13 protein-coding genes and 1 tRNA gene are annotated in these 13,452 nt (G+C 71.9%); 12 read left to right on the forward strand and 2 right to left on the reverse strand.

The annotated features are described in order from the left end of the window. Nucleotides 1–52: 52 nt before the first annotated feature. Nucleotides 53–976, forward strand: a complete 924-nt coding sequence (locus tag RBXJA2T_RS18450; protein ID WP_009858947.1) for a LysR family transcriptional regulator — start codon at nt 53–55, stop codon at nt 974–976. A gap of 55 nt (nt 977–1,031) precedes the next feature. Here RBXJA2T_RS18450 and yihG read toward each other — a convergent pair whose 3' ends face one another. Together yihG and RBXJA2T_RS18460 are read right to left on the reverse strand one after the other, a co-directional pair. Next, nucleotides 1,032–1,916, reverse strand: coding sequence for a 1-acylglycerol-3-phosphate O-acyltransferase, YihG family (yihG, locus tag RBXJA2T_RS18455; RefSeq protein WP_009858948.1), 885 nt, complete (start codon nt 1,914–1,916; stop codon nt 1,032–1,034). Between the two features lie 104 nt (nt 1,917–2,020). After that, complete coding sequence (locus RBXJA2T_RS18460) at nt 2,021–2,581, reverse strand: isochorismatase family protein (RefSeq protein ID WP_029719069.1); 561 nt, start codon at nt 2,579–2,581, stop codon at nt 2,021–2,023. 98 nt (nt 2,582–2,679) lie between these two features. On the opposite strand from RBXJA2T_RS18460, the gene RBXJA2T_RS18465 reads away from it, so the two are divergent. The 11 genes from RBXJA2T_RS18465 to pncB all read left to right on the forward strand — a co-directional run bounded on the left by RBXJA2T_RS18465 (nt 2,680) and on the right by pncB (nt 13,342). Beyond that, a complete protein-coding gene (locus RBXJA2T_RS18465; RefSeq protein WP_009858950.1) occupies nt 2,680–3,489 on the forward strand; it encodes an SDR family NAD(P)-dependent oxidoreductase in 810 nt (269 codons plus the stop codon). A 101-nt stretch (nt 3,490–3,590) separates the two neighbouring features. Next, nucleotides 3,591–3,667 (forward strand) — tRNA-Asp (locus RBXJA2T_RS18470). 142 nt (nt 3,668–3,809) lie between these two features. Beyond that, nucleotides 3,810–6,224 (forward strand): heavy metal translocating P-type ATPase, encoded by a 2,415-nt coding sequence (locus tag RBXJA2T_RS18475; protein WP_009858951.1) that lies wholly within the window; start codon nt 3,810–3,812, stop codon nt 6,222–6,224. Continuing rightward, nucleotides 6,221–6,622: a Cu(I)-responsive transcriptional regulator gene (gene cueR, locus RBXJA2T_RS18480; protein ID WP_009858952.1), complete on the forward strand. Its 402-nt coding sequence runs from the start codon at nt 6,221–6,223 to the stop codon at nt 6,620–6,622. Before RBXJA2T_RS18475 ends, cueR begins: the two co-directional genes overlap by 4 nt. A 26-nt stretch (nt 6,623–6,648) precedes the next feature. Beyond that, on the forward strand, nt 6,649–7,014 hold the full coding sequence (locus RBXJA2T_RS18485) for a hypothetical protein (protein WP_009858953.1): 366 nt from the start codon (nt 6,649–6,651) through the stop codon (nt 7,012–7,014). A gap of 72 nt (nt 7,015–7,086) precedes the next feature. Beyond that, the gene (gene copI / locus RBXJA2T_RS18490; protein WP_009858954.1) at nt 7,087–7,593 is read left to right on the forward strand and encodes a copper-resistant cuproprotein CopI; all 507 of its coding nucleotides are present in this window, start codon (nt 7,087–7,089) and stop codon (nt 7,591–7,593) included. Continuing rightward, nucleotides 7,590–8,045 (forward strand): DUF411 domain-containing protein, encoded by a 456-nt coding sequence (locus tag RBXJA2T_RS18495; protein ID WP_009858955.1) that lies wholly within the window; start codon nt 7,590–7,592, stop codon nt 8,043–8,045. Before copI ends, RBXJA2T_RS18495 begins: the two co-directional genes overlap by 4 nt. Nucleotides 8,046–8,263: 218 nt before the next feature. Further along, nucleotides 8,264–10,156: a PAS domain-containing hybrid sensor histidine kinase/response regulator gene (locus tag RBXJA2T_RS18500; RefSeq protein ID WP_009858956.1), complete on the forward strand. Its 1,893-nt coding sequence runs from the start codon at nt 8,264–8,266 to the stop codon at nt 10,154–10,156. Nucleotides 10,157–10,194: 38 nt separating this feature from the next. Further along, nucleotides 10,195–11,253: an oxidoreductase gene (locus tag RBXJA2T_RS18505; RefSeq protein WP_009858957.1), complete on the forward strand. Its 1,059-nt coding sequence runs from the start codon at nt 10,195–10,197 to the stop codon at nt 11,251–11,253. A 47-nt stretch (nt 11,254–11,300) separates the two neighbouring features. Continuing rightward, complete coding sequence (locus RBXJA2T_RS18510) at nt 11,301–12,143, forward strand: cysteine hydrolase family protein (protein WP_009858958.1); 843 nt, start codon at nt 11,301–11,303, stop codon at nt 12,141–12,143. Nucleotides 12,144–12,154: 11 nt separating this feature from the next. Further along, the gene (gene pncB, locus RBXJA2T_RS18515; RefSeq protein WP_029719068.1) at nt 12,155–13,342 is read left to right on the forward strand and encodes a nicotinate phosphoribosyltransferase; all 1,188 of its coding nucleotides are present in this window, start codon (nt 12,155–12,157) and stop codon (nt 13,340–13,342) included. Nucleotides 13,343–13,452 lie beyond the last annotated feature (110 nt).

Below are 13,452 nucleotides of genomic sequence, written 5' to 3' on the forward strand. Positions count from 1 at the left end.
ACGAATAAAGAACAGTTAGACTTTCCAAACTGTTCCTTTAGTGAAACCTTAAGTGAACGTCACCTTCCGCCAGCTCCGGGTTTTTGTCGAGGTCGCCCGCCAGGGCAGCGTGCAGGGTGCGGCCGAGGTGTTGCACCTGACGCCGCCGGCGGTGTCGCTGCAGATCAAGGAGATCGAGTCCCAGGTCGGCCACAAGCTGTTCGAGCGCACGCACCGCCGCATGTCGCTGTCGACCGCGGGCGAGTACTTCCTGGTCTACGCACGCCGGCTGCTGGGCACGCTGAAGGAGGCCGAGGACGCGATGGCGCGTTTCGCCCGGCTGGAAAGCGGCCGGCTGACGATCGGCATGGTCAGCAGCGCCAAGTACTTCCTGCCGCAGCTGCTGGCCAAGTTCCACACCGAGCACCCGGCGATCGACGTGCGCCTGCGCCTGGGCAACCGCGAGGCGCTGGTGGCGATGATGGCGGCCAACGAGGTCGACCTCAGCGTGATGGGCCGCCCGCCGGTGGACTTCCCGAGCCGTGCCGAGCCCTTCGCCAAACATCCGCACGTGCTCGTCACCGCGCCGGACCACCGCTTCGCGCACGCCGAGAGCGTGCCGGCCGCGGCGCTGGCCCACGAGCCCTTCATCGTGCGCGAGCCGGCCTCGGGCACCCGCACCGCGCTGCAGGAGTACCTGGACCAGTACCGCCTGAAGCCGACCTTCGTGATGGAGATGCCCAGCAACGAGGCGATCAAGCAGGCGGTGATGGCCGGCATGGGCGTCAGCCTGCTGTCGCTGCACACCATCGGGCTGGAATGGTCGGCCGGGCTGATCGCCGCGCCGCACGTCGAGGGCCTGCCGCTGATGCGGCGCTGGAACATCGTCAACACGGCGGCCAAGCAGCTGTCGCCGGCGGCCGAGGCCTTCCGCTACTTCGTGCTCGACCGGGGCGAGGCCCATCTCGCGGCGATGTTCAACCGCGCCGACCCCTAGCCTGCGGCGCGGCGGCGCAACCGGGGCCCTCGGCGACGCCTCGCCGGCCGGGCGGTCAGGCCGTCCGGGGCGTCTGGGGCTGGGCCAGCAGCTCGTCGATCAGCAGGTCCTTCTCAGCCCATTGCTGTTCGACCCAGGCCGTGAGGCGGCGGCGGTAGCTGCGGTCGAGCATGTGGTCGGCGCGTTCGACGAGCTCCTTCGGGATCTCGAGCTCGCGCACCCGGACGAAGACCTCGCCGACACGCCCGCACAGCAGATCCCAGAAGGTCGGCGCGCCGTTGCGGTAGACGATGGTCACGTCCAGCAAGGCCTGGAACTGCTCGCCCATCGTCGCCAGCGCAACGCCCAGGCTGCCGATCTTGGGCTTCAGCAGGTGGCGGTACGGGCTGCCCTGCTCGGCGTGTTTGGCAGGGGTGAAGCGCGTGCCCTCGAAGAAGCTGATGACCGAGGTCGGGATGCGCTTGAACTTCTCGCAGGCTTCACGCGCCGACTTCAGGTCGGACTCGCGCGAGTTGCGGCCCTTGCCGCGCTTGAGGAACGGGAAGTCCAGCGCCCACCAGGCCAGGCCGATGACCGGCACCCAGATCAGCTCGGCCTTCAGGAAGAACTTCAGGAACGGGATGCGGCCGTGGAAGACGCGCTGCAGCACCAGGATGTCGACCCAGCTCTGGTGGTTGCACGACACCAGGTACCAGCCGCGGCGGTCCAGCCCGTCGACGCCCTGCACGTCCCAGCGCGCGCGCGATGACGCGGCGATCCAGGCGTTGTTGTTGCCGACCCAGCGGCTGGCCAGCGCGTTGAGCAGGTGGTCGCAGGCCTGGCGGACCGGGCCGCCGCGGAAGACCAGCTTCAGCAGCGCCGGCGGCATCATCAGCGAGAAGACGGCGACGGTGTTCAGGCCGACGGCCAGGGCGTTGAAGACGCCGCGCAGGGAAGACATCGCTGGGAATACCCCGGGGGGAGAGTGACGGGAATCCACGATTGTCGGGGCAGCGCCCCGCCCGCGCATGACCGTTCTCAAGTCACGGGGCGCGGGGATCGGCTTCAGCCGGCGTCCACACGCTGCCGCAGCAGCGGCAGCACGCGCCGGAACGCCGGGTCGCGGCAGTCGTGCAGCCACTCGAAGGCGACCATCTCGACCGAGACGATCTGGGCGCCGGCCTGGCGCAGCCGGGCCATCGCCAGCGCCTTGTCCTCCGGCGAGCGCGAGCCGCAGGCCGGCTCGACGACGCGCACCTCGAAGCCGGCGCGCAGCAGGCCGAGCGCGGTCTGCAGCAGGCAGACGTGGGCTTCGCACCCGGCGACCACCACCTCGCCGACCGGCCGCGGCAGCGCACGCAGCGCCTCGGCCAGGCCGTCGGCGCAGGCGTCGAAGTGGTTCTTGGCCAGCGTCGTGCCACAGCAGGCGCGGATGCGTTCGTCGTTGGGGCCGAGCTTCTGCGGGTTCTGCTCGGTGCCCAGCACCGGCACGCCGAGTTCGCGGGCGATCTCGCCCAGGCGCGTGGCCCAGGCCAGCACCAGCGCGTGGCCGTGGATCACCGGCATCAGCCGGGCCTGGTAGTCGACGAGCACGAGCGCCGAGCGCGTGCGGTCCATGGCATTCATCCTGTCTCCTGCGGTCACGGATCCTCGCCGGCCGGCAAGCCGGTGCCTCATGATACGAAGCGACACCCCCCGCACCCCGTACACGGAGGCCCGAGCCCATGCGCGACCCTGCCCCGCAACCGGCTGAAACCGCCCTGGTCACCGGCGCGTCTGCCGGCATCGGCGAGGCCCTGGCGCGCCACCTGGCGCGAGAAGGGTTCGCACTCGTGCTCGTCGCCCGCCGCCAGGCGCGGCTCGACGAGCTGGCGGCGGCGCTGCGCGCCGAACACGGCGTGCGCATCGACGCCATCGCGATCGATCTGGCGCAACCCGGCGCCGCGGCCGATCTGGCCACCACGCTGGCGCGCAAACGCCGGCATGTCGATCTGCTGGTCAACAACGCCGGGGTGCTGGAGCACGGCCTGTTCGTCGACACGCCGGCGGCTCGCCATCGCGAGCTGCTGCAGCTCAACGTCGGCGCGCTGACCGAGATGCTGGCGGCCTTCGTGCCGGCGATGGTCGAACGCGGCCACGGCCGCGTGCTCAACGTCGCCTCGACGGCCGCGTTCCAGCCGGTGCCCGGGCTGGCGACCTACGCCGCGACCAAGGCCTACGTGCTGTCGCTGACCGAATCACTGGCCGAGGAACTGCGCGGCAGCGGCGTCAGCGCCACCGCGCTGTGCCCGGGCATCACCGCGACCTCGATGCTGGAGACCGCCGCGGCGCGCAACCCGCGGCTGGCAAAACTGCCGCAGACCCTGGTCGGCGACGCCGATGCGGTCGCCGCCGATGCGGTGCGCGCCTGCCTGGCCGGCGACGTCGTCTGTGTGCCCGGCTGGCTCAACCGGGCGACGGCGATGGCCGCCGGCGCCACGCCGCGGGGCCTGATGCGACGCATCGCCGGCGTGCTCGGCCGGGCGACTTTGTGAGGTGAAAACGTGGATTGCGAAAAAGTGCTTGCAATCTTTCGCAACCGCGCTATAGTAGCGGGCTCGGTCAGCAATCAAACGCAAGTGCGTTGTTGACCACTGGAGTGGTAGTTCAGTTGGTTAGAATACCGGCCTGTCACGCCGGGGGTCGCGGGTTCGAGCCCCGTCCACTCCGCCAACGATTCAACGGGTCAGTTCGCAAGAACTGGCCCGTTTTCTCTTGTGCGCCGCCTTTTCCTTTCGTGCGGCCCTGCGCTTGACCTTGCCATCGTGGCAAGGTCGACGATGGCTCCGGTCCACAATGCCGACCGGAGCCCCCGATGAGCACCGCCACCCCCACCCGAGACGCCGAGCCGCTGACCTTGCAGGTCACCGGCATGAGCTGCGCGTCCTGCGTCGCGCGGGTCGAGCGCACGCTGAAGAAGGTGCCCGGCGTGCACGAGGCCAGCGTCAACCTGGCGACCGAACGCGCCGCGGTGCGTGCCGAACGCGGCGTCGGCGCCCAGGTGCTGGCCGACGCGGTGCGACGCGCGGGTTTCGGCGTCGCCACGGTCGAGACGCGGCTGAAGGTCGAGGGCATGAGCTGCGCATCATGCAGCGGCCGCGTCGAACGTGCGCTGACTCGGCTGCCCGGCGTGCTCTCGGCCAGCGTCAACCTGGCGACCGAGACGGCGACGGTGCAGGCGTTGTCGACCTTGCCGGTGCCGGCGCTGGTGGCCGCGGTCGAGAAAGCCGGCTACGGCGCCCGCCCGGCCGACGAGGCGCGCAAGGCCGCCGCGCCACGCTGGCCCGAGTGGGCGCCGGCGGCCGCCAGCGCAGCACTGACGCTGCCGCTGGTGGCGCCGATGGCCGCCGCGCTGGCCGGGCGCGACGCGATGCTGGCCGGGCTCTGGCAGTTGCTGCTGGCCAGCGTCGTACAGTTCGTCTTCGGCGCGCGCTTCTACCGCGCCGGCTGGAAGGCGCTGCGTGCCGGCACCGGCAATATGGACCTGCTGGTCGCGCTCGGCACCTCGGCGGCCTGGGGGCTGTCGACCTGGCTGCTCGCCACGCACGGCGGCGGCCACGCCATGCCGCACCTGTATTACGAAGCCTCGGCCGCGGTCATCACGCTGGTGCTGCTGGGCAAGTGGCTGGAAGCGCGCGCCAAACGCCAGACCGGCGAGGCGATCCGCGCGTTGCAGGCGCTGCGCCCGGCGACGGCCCGCGTGCGCCGCGACGGTGTCGAGCTGGACGTCCCGGTCGAGGCGGTGCGCATCGGCGAGCTCGTCGTCGTGCGCCCGGGCGAGCGCCTGCCGGTCGACGGCGAGATCGTCGAAGGCCGCAGCCACCTCGACGAGTCGCTGATCACCGGCGAGAGCCTGCCGGTCGCGCGCGGCCCCGGCGAACGTGCGACCGGCGGCTCGGTCAACGCCGACGGCCTGCTGGTCCTGAAGACGCTGGCCGTCGGCACCGAGACGACGCTGGCCCGCATCATCCGCCTCGTCGAGTCGGCACAGGCGGCCAAGGCGCCGATCCAGCGCCAGGTCGACCGCGTCAGCGCGGTCTTCGTGCCGGTCGTGCTCGCCCTGGCGGCGCTGACCTTCGCCGGCTGGTGGCTGGCCGGTGCCGGCGCCGAGACGGCGCTGGTCAACGCCGTCGCGGTGCTGGTCATCGCCTGCCCGTGTGCACTCGGCCTGGCGACGCCGACCGCGATCATGGTCGGCACCGGCGTCGCTGCGCGCCACGGCATCCTGATCCGCGACGCCGAGGCGCTGGAGACGGCGCACGCGGTGCAGGTCGTCGCCTTCGACAAGACCGGCACGCTGACCGAAGGCCGGCCGGCGCTGGCGGCGATCGAACCGGCACCGGGCGTCGACGAGGCCGACGCGCTGCGCGCCGCCGCGGCGCTGCAGCAGGCGAGCGAGCACCCGCTGGCGCGTGCCGTGATGGAACGCGCCGCCGCCGACGGCCTGCAGCCGCCGCCGGTGCAGGACGCACGCGCCCAGCCGGGCCGTGGTGTCGAAGGCCGCGTCGACGGCGCCGAGCTGCGGCTGGGCAGCACACGCTGGATGACCGAACTGGGCATGGCACCGGGGGCGCTGGCGGCGTCCGCCACGGCGCACGAACAAGCCGGCCGCAGCGTCTCGTGGCTCGTGCGCACCGCCGCCGACGGCCGCATCGAGCCGCTGGCGCTGCTGGCCTTCGGCGACACCGTGAAGCCCGCGGCACACGACGCCGTCGCACGGCTGAAGGCCGCCGGGCTGCGCACCGTGATGCTGACCGGCGACAACCGCGGCAGCGCCGAGGCCGTCGCCGCCGCGCTCGGCATCGACGAGCTGCGCGCCGAGGTGCTGCCGGGCGACAAGGCCGCTGCCGTGCAGGCGCTGCGCGCCGGCGGCGCGCGGGTCGCGATGGTCGGCGACGGCCTGAACGACGCGCCGGCGCTGGCCGCCGCCGACGTCGGCATCGCGATGGCCACCGGCACCGACGTCGCGATGGAAACCGCGGCGGTGACGCTGATGCGCGGCGATCCGCGCCTGGTCGCCGACGCGATCGAGGTCTCGCGCCGCACGACGGCCAAGATCCGCCAGGGGCTGTTCTGGGCTTTCGCCTACAACGTGCTCGGCATCCCGCTGGCGGCCTTCGGCCTGCTGAGCCCGGTGGTCGCCGGCGCGGCGATGGCGGCGTCCAGCGTCAGCGTCGTCACCAACGCCTTGCTGCTACGCCGCTGGCGGCCGTCAGGGGAGCGCAGATGAACATCGGCGAAGCCGCGGCCGCCTCGGGCGTCAGCGCCAAGATGATCCGCCACTACGAGCGCATCGGCCTGCTGCCGCAGGCCCAGCGCAGCGCCGCCGGCTACCGCCGCTACGACGAACGCGACGTGCACACGCTGCGCTTCGTGCGCCATGCACGCGACCTCGGCTTCCCGCTGGAGCGCATCCGCGACCTGATCGGCCTGTGGCATGACCGCGAGCGCCCCAGCCGCCAGGTCAAGGCGCTGGCGCGTGAACACCTGGCGGCGATCGACGCCAAGCTCGCCGAACTGCAGGCGGTGAAGGCCACGCTCGAGCGCCTGGTGCAGTGCTGCCATGGCGACGAACGGCCGGATTGCCCGATCCTCGACCGCCTGGCCGGCGAGCGCCCGGGCGGCTGACGCGGCGCGGTGCTACGCTCGTGACCATGAAGGCCTTGCGCGTCTGGATGTTCGTGCTGCTGGCGGCGCTGCTGCCGCTGCGTGGCTGGACCGCGCCCGGGCCGTCGTTGCCAGCCTCGCCCTGTGCGCCGGCCGCGATGGCGCACGAGATGACGGCGATGGCCGACCACACGCCGGCCGGTCCCTGCTGCGGCGATGCGCAGGACGGCGGCTGCGGCCACGACGCCGGCACGCTGTGCGCCGCGCACTGCGCCGCGGTGCCGCTGGCCGGCACGGCTGCGGCGCCCGTCATCGCGGCGCCGGGGCCGGCGGCCGCCGTCTTCCCGCCGCCGCCGGCGCCGCGTGACGGCCACGTGCCCGACGGGCTCGAACGACCTCCAAGAGCGGCCTGAGGCCGCCACGGGCCCCGCCCGTCCGCCCGCCCACGCGCTGCGTGGGCCTCGCCCGATCTCTTGGAGACCCTCTTGAAGAACCGAATCCTCCGGCCGGCGCTGCTGTGCGCCGCCGCCCTGTTCGCCATCGCCGCCCAGGCCGACGCCGGCCATGAGCACGGCAGCGCCCATGCCGGCGCGCACGCCCAGGACACCCACGACGCCGACACGCCCTACGGCCGCCCCGGCGACGCGGCCAAGGCCCAGCGCACGGTGCGTGTCGTGATGAGCGACACGATGCGTTTCGACCCGGCGACGATCACCGTGCGCCGCGGCGAGACCGTGCGTTTCGTCGCCGCCAACGGCGGCCGCCTCGAACACGAGTTCGTGCTCGGCACCACCGCGTCGCTGAAGGCGCACGCCGAGGAGATGCGCGCCATGCCCGACATGCAGCACGCCGACCCCGGCGCGGTGCGTGTCGCCGCCGGCGCCAGCGGCGAGATCGTCTGGCAGTTCACCGAGGCCGGCAGCTTCGAGTTCGGCTGCCTGATCCCGGGGCACTTCGAAGCCGGCATGGTCGGCAAGGTGGTGGTGCGATGAAGCGGCGCGATCTGTTGACGGCGGCGCTGGCCGCCGCCGCACCGGCACTGGCCTCGGCCGCCGCCCCGGCGCTGCCGCCGGTGCAGGTGTGGAAGAGCCCCACCTGCGGCTGCTGCGGCGCCTGGGTGACGCACATGCGTCAGGCCGGGTTCGCCGTCGAGGTGCACGATGTGCAGGACATCGACGCCTCGCGCCGCCTGCTCGGCATGCCCGCCGTTTACGGCAGCTGCCACACGGCGCGGGTGGCGGGCTACCTGCTCGAAGGCCATGTGCCGGCCGCCGACGTCAAGCGCCTGCTGACGATGAAGCCGGTGGCCATCGGGCTGGCCGTGCCCGGCATGCCGGTCGGCTCGCCGGGCATGGAGATGGGCTCGCAGCGCGACGCCTACGACGTGCTGCTGGTGGAGCGCGGCGGTCGAGCCCGCGTCTTCGCCCGCTACGGCGCAGCCTGACGGCGTGCCGCGGGGCTGGCGGCAGACGCGATCGCTTCGCAGCCGCATCGGTGGTGTAATCACAGAAAGATCAACCGCCCTGCGACCGCCCGAATGCGCGACTTCTCGCCAGCGCCCCCCGCCGACGCCGATGGCCGCGCCCCTCACCGGGGCTGGCGTTGCGCTGACGGCGACGCGGCGGGCGTTCCGGCCGCCCGGCGCCGCCCCGGCTGAACCCGATGCACGGCCCGGCCGACGACGACCTCGCCCTGCTCGAGTTCCTCCATCGCGCACCGGTCGCGATGCTGCAGACCACCGGCGACGGCTGCGTTCGGCTGATGACGCCGCGAGCTGCCGAGTTGCTGGCCCCGCTGGCGCCCGGCGGCAGGCTGGACAACCTCTTCGACGTGCTGGCGCCGGCCATGCCCACGCTGCACGAGGACCTGGCCCGCCACGGCAGCGCACGCGGCACCGTGTTCGAGGACCGGCGCATCACGCTGCGGCTGCCCGGCACGCCAGCGCGCGAGCAGGTGCTGGCGCTGGGGCTGCTGAGACTGAGTGAAGACCGCCTGGCTGCCTGGCTGGTGGACGTGACCGCCGGCGAACACGAGCGCCTGGCCCTCGCCGAGCACCTGGCGCTGGCCACCGAGGCCGCCGGCATCGGCACGTTCGAGCTGCGTTACGACGGCGACGAGCCGCTGCAGTTCAACGCCCAGAGCTGCCGCCTGTTCGGCCACCCCGACGGCGGCGATCCACGCGCCATCGTGCGCGAGGCGGTGCCGCCGGGCGAGATCCGTCGGCTGGCGGCCTGGGTGGCCCCCTTGCGTGACGGACGCGAGGCCGACGCCGTGGAGTTCGAGATCCGCTGGCCCGACGGGCAGCCCCGACGTCTGGCCGCCAAGGGCCGTTTGCGCCGGGGCGGCGACGAGACCCGCAAGGCGGTCGTCGGCGTGCTCTGGGACGTCACCGAACAGCGCCTGGCCGAAGCGGCGCTGGAGGCCCAGCGTGTCGCCGAGCGTGCCAGCCGCGCCAAGAGCGAGTTCCTGTCCCGCCTGGGCCACGAGATCCGCACGCCGCTGAACGCGATCGTCGGCTTCGCCCAGATGCTGCTGCGCGGCGCGGTGGTGCCGCTGGCGCTGGAGCACCGCCAGGCCGTCGCCCACATCGCCGACGCCGGGCGCCACCTGGAGCGCCTGATCGCCGATCTCACCGACCTGTCGCTGATCGAGGCCGGCACCGTGCGCCTGGAGAGCAGCGTCGTCGACCTGGGTCAGGTGATCGACGAGGTGCTGCACGAGGCGCACGCCTCCGCGGCGATGCGGCGGGTGCAGTTGCGCAGCGCCCTGCCGGCCGAACGTCTGCTGGTGCTGGCCGACGGCACGCGGTTGCGCCAGGTGCTCGCCAACCTCGTGTCCAACGCGATCAAGTACAACCGACTGCACGGCGAGGTGGTCGTCGCCGTCCGGCGCGACGGCGCCGGCTGGTGCATCGCGGTGCGCGATACCGGGCTCGGCATGTCGCCGGCCCAGCTCGCGGCGCTGTTCGAACCGTTCAACCGGCTCGGGCGCGAGGCCAGCGGCATCCCGGGCACCGGCATCGGGCTGGTGTTGACGCGCGAACTCGTCGAGGCCATGGGCGGCAGCCTGGAGGTCAGCAGCGAGCCCGGACGGGGCAGCGAGTTCCGGTTCGTGCTGCCGGCCGCGGCGTCGACGGCGGCGCTGCCGGCACCACCTCGCGCGCTGGTGGCCCGCCCGGAACTGCGCGGGCGGGTGCTGGCCGTGGAGGACAACCCGGTCAACGCGGTGCTGCTGCAGAGCTTCTTCGCCTGGCGCCCGGGCGTCGAGTTGCGCATCGCCGCCAATGCCGCCGAGGCGCTGGCGCTGGCGCTCGCCGCGCCGCCCGACCTGCTGCTGCTGGACCTGTTCCTGCCCGACCGGCCCGGCCTGGACCTGCTGCGCGAACTGCGCGCCGAGCACGGCCAGCAGACCCCCTGCATCGTGCTGTCGGCCAGCGCGATGCCGGCTGACCTGCTGGCCGCACGCGAGGCCGGCATCGAGCTGTACCTGACCAAGCCGCTGGACGTCGACAGGCTGCTCAACGCTGTCGACGCGCTGCTGGCGACGCCGGCCTGACGCGGCGCCCGCCCACGCGGGCACGGGAGGAGCGATCGATGGACGACCTGAAGGTAGGCTTGATCGGCTGGGGCAGTTCGGCCACCACCTTCCATGCGCCGCTGATCCGCGCCACGCCGGGGTTGCAGCTGGCGGCGGTTGCAACCCGATCGCCGACATCGGCCGCGGCTGCGGTGCGGGCAGCCTGCGGCGACGCGGTGACGGTGCAGAGCGCCGAGGCCCTGATCGCCGACGGCCGGCTGGACCTGATCGTCGTGGCCACGCCGAACGACAGCCACCATGCGCTCGCCGACGCGGCCTTGCGTGCCGGCAGGCACGTGGTCGTCGACAAGCCATTTGCGCTCGACACCAGCCAGGCCCGTTCCCTCGTGGCCCGGGCCGGCGAGGTGGACCGCCTGCTGTGCGTCTTCCACAACCGGCGCTGGGACGGTGACTTCATGACGCTGCGCTCGCTGCTGGACCGCGGCGTGCTCGGCCGTCCGGTGGAGTTCGTCTCCCACTTCGACCGTTACCGTCCCCAGGTGCGCGACCGCTGGCGAGAACACGCGGGAGCCGGCAACGGCCTGTGGTTCGATCTCGGCCCGCATCTGCTCGACCAGACGCTGCAGTTGTTCGGCGCGCCGGCGGCGATCACGCTGGACCTGGCGTTGCAGCGCGACGGGGCGCTGACCGACGACTGGTTCTGCTGCCATCTGCGCTGGGAGGGAGGGCCGCACGACGGGCTGCGGGCAAGGCTGCAGGCCGGCATGCTGGCCGCCGAAGCCGGCCCGCGTTTCCTGGTCCACGGCCACGCCGGCAGTCTTCGCATCGACGGGCTCGACCCGCAGGAATCGGCACTGAAGCGCGGCGCGGACCCTGCCGATCCAGGCTGGGGACAGGAGAGCACACGCCGCGGCCGCTGGTGGCTCGGCGACGGCCCGCCCGACAGCGTGCCGCTGCTGGCCGGCGCGTATCCGAGCTTCTACGCCGGCATGCGCGACGCGATCCGTGGCCTCGGGCCGTTGCCGGTGGCGCTGGACGCTGCGCTGGCGGTGCAGGCGCTGCTGGACGCCGGGCGGCGCAGCGTCGCGGCCCGCGCCGAGCTGCGGCTGGCCTGACCCGGCACCCTGCCGCCGTGACGTAGCATCCCTGGCACGAGGACGACATGCACGCTGGCGACATCCACTTGCTGATCATCGACCCGCAGAACGACTTCTGCGACTTGCCCGCCGACTGGTGCGCTGTCGACCCCGCCAGCGGGCAACGGCTGACGCCGGCGCTGCCGGTGGCCGGCGCACATGCCGACATGCTGCGCCTGGCCGCCTTCATCGACGCCCACGCCTCGCGCATCGTGGCCATCACCGTCACGCTGGACTCGCACCACCGCATCGACGTCGCCCACCCGCCCTTCTGGCGCCGCGAAGACGGCGAATCCGTGGCCCCGTTCACCCCGATCACGGCGCAAGACGTGCGGGCGCGACGTTTCGCCCCGCGTGATGCGGCGGCGTTGCCTCGCACGCTGGCGTATCTGGACGCACTGGACAAGCGTGGGCGCTACACGCTGATGGTCTGGCCGGAACACTGCCGTATCGGCACCTGGGGCCATCTCACCCACGCCGCGGTGCAGGCGGCTTGCGACCGCTGGGAGGTCCGCCGGCAGCAGCCGGTACGCCACGTCTTCAAGGGCGACAACCCCTGGACGGAGCACTACAGCGCCTTCCAGGCCGAGGTGCCCGACATCGACGATCCCGCCACCGCGCTGAACGAGTCGCTGATCGACGAACTGTCGACAGCCAAGACGCTGGTGATCGCCGGAGAGGCCGGCAGCCACTGTGTTCGCGCCAGCGTCGAGGACCTGCTCGTCCACCTCCCCGCGGACGTGTCGCGGAGGGTGATTCTGCTGACCGACTGCATGAGCCCGGTGCCCGGCTTCGAAGCCGAACAGCAGAGCTTCCTGGAGCGCGCGGCCGCCGCCGGCGTGAGCCTCGAGACCAGCGCCGAATGCTGAAGGAATCCCACGTGCGCCCCGTCATCGGCAGCCTGCTCGAGACCGATCTCTACAAGTTCTCGATGTGGCAGGCGATGCTGCACCGCCACCCGGCGACGCAAGCGCGCTACCGTTTTCTCTGCCGCAACCGCAGCGCCTTCCCGCTGGCCGAGCTGGTGGGCGACGTGCAGCGTGAAGTCGATGCCTTGTGCGCGCTGTCGTTCAGCGCCGACGAACTGGCCTATCTGCGCACGCTGCGTTATCTCAGCTCGGACTTCATCGACTTCCTGCGCATCTTCCGCTTCCAGCGCGACTTCATCCGCGTGGAAGCCGAAGGCATGAATCTGGCCATCAGTGTCGAAGGACCGCAGGTCCACGTGATGGCGTTCGAGATCTTCGTGCTGGCGATCGTCAACGAGCTCTATTTCCGGCGGGTCGGGTCGGCCGCCGCGCTGGATGAAGGCCGGCGCAGGCTTCAGGCCAAGATCCGGCGCTTGCGCGAGTTCGCCCAGGAGCCGCCGCGCCGGCACCCGTTCCGCTTCTTCGATTTCGGCTTGCGCCGCCGATACTCGGGCAGCTGGCAACGCGAGGTGCTCACGACCTTGAAGCAGGAGTTGCCCGAGTTCTTCACCGGGACCTCGAACGTCCTGCTCGCGCGCGAACTGGACCTGGTGCCCATCGGCACGATGGCCCACGAGTATCTGCAGACATTCCAGGGTTTGGGATACCGCCTGCGCGACCACCAGAAGGCGGCGCTGGAAGCCTGGGTTCAGGAGTACCGCGGAGACCTTGGCACCGCATTGACCGATGTCGTCGGCATGGACGCGTTCCTGGCCGACTTCGACCTGTACTTCGCCAAGCTGTTCGACGGCCTGCGCCACGACTCGGGAGACCCTTACGTCTGGGGCGAGAAGGCGTTGGCGCACTACGCCCGCCTGCGCGTCGATCCTTCGACCAAGCGCCTGGTGTTCTCCGATGCTCTCGACATCGAGCGTTGCCTGGATCTCTATCGCCACTTCGCAGACAGGACCCAGTGCGGTTTTGGCATCGGAACGCACCTGAGCAACGACACCGGGCTGGCGACACTCAACATCGTCATGAAGCTGACCAGCGTGAACGGCCAGCCGGTCGCCAAGATATCCGACGCCCCGGGCAAGACGATGTGCGACGATCCCGGGTTCCTGGCTTATCTGCGCCAGGTGTTCGGCGTCAAAGCCTGAGCGCAAACCAATACCAATTCTGGTACGAATCGTTCGCCGGAACGGTTTGCCGCCGTCTGACGACGATGCTCGGCGCGTGATCGAGGCGCTGCTCAGTGGCGGCCAGCTAT

The sequence above is a fragment of the Rubrivivax benzoatilyticus JA2 = ATCC BAA-35 genome (genome assembly GCF_000190375.1).
Lineage (GTDB): Bacteria > Pseudomonadota > Gammaproteobacteria > Burkholderiales > Burkholderiaceae_C > Rubrivivax > Rubrivivax benzoatilyticus.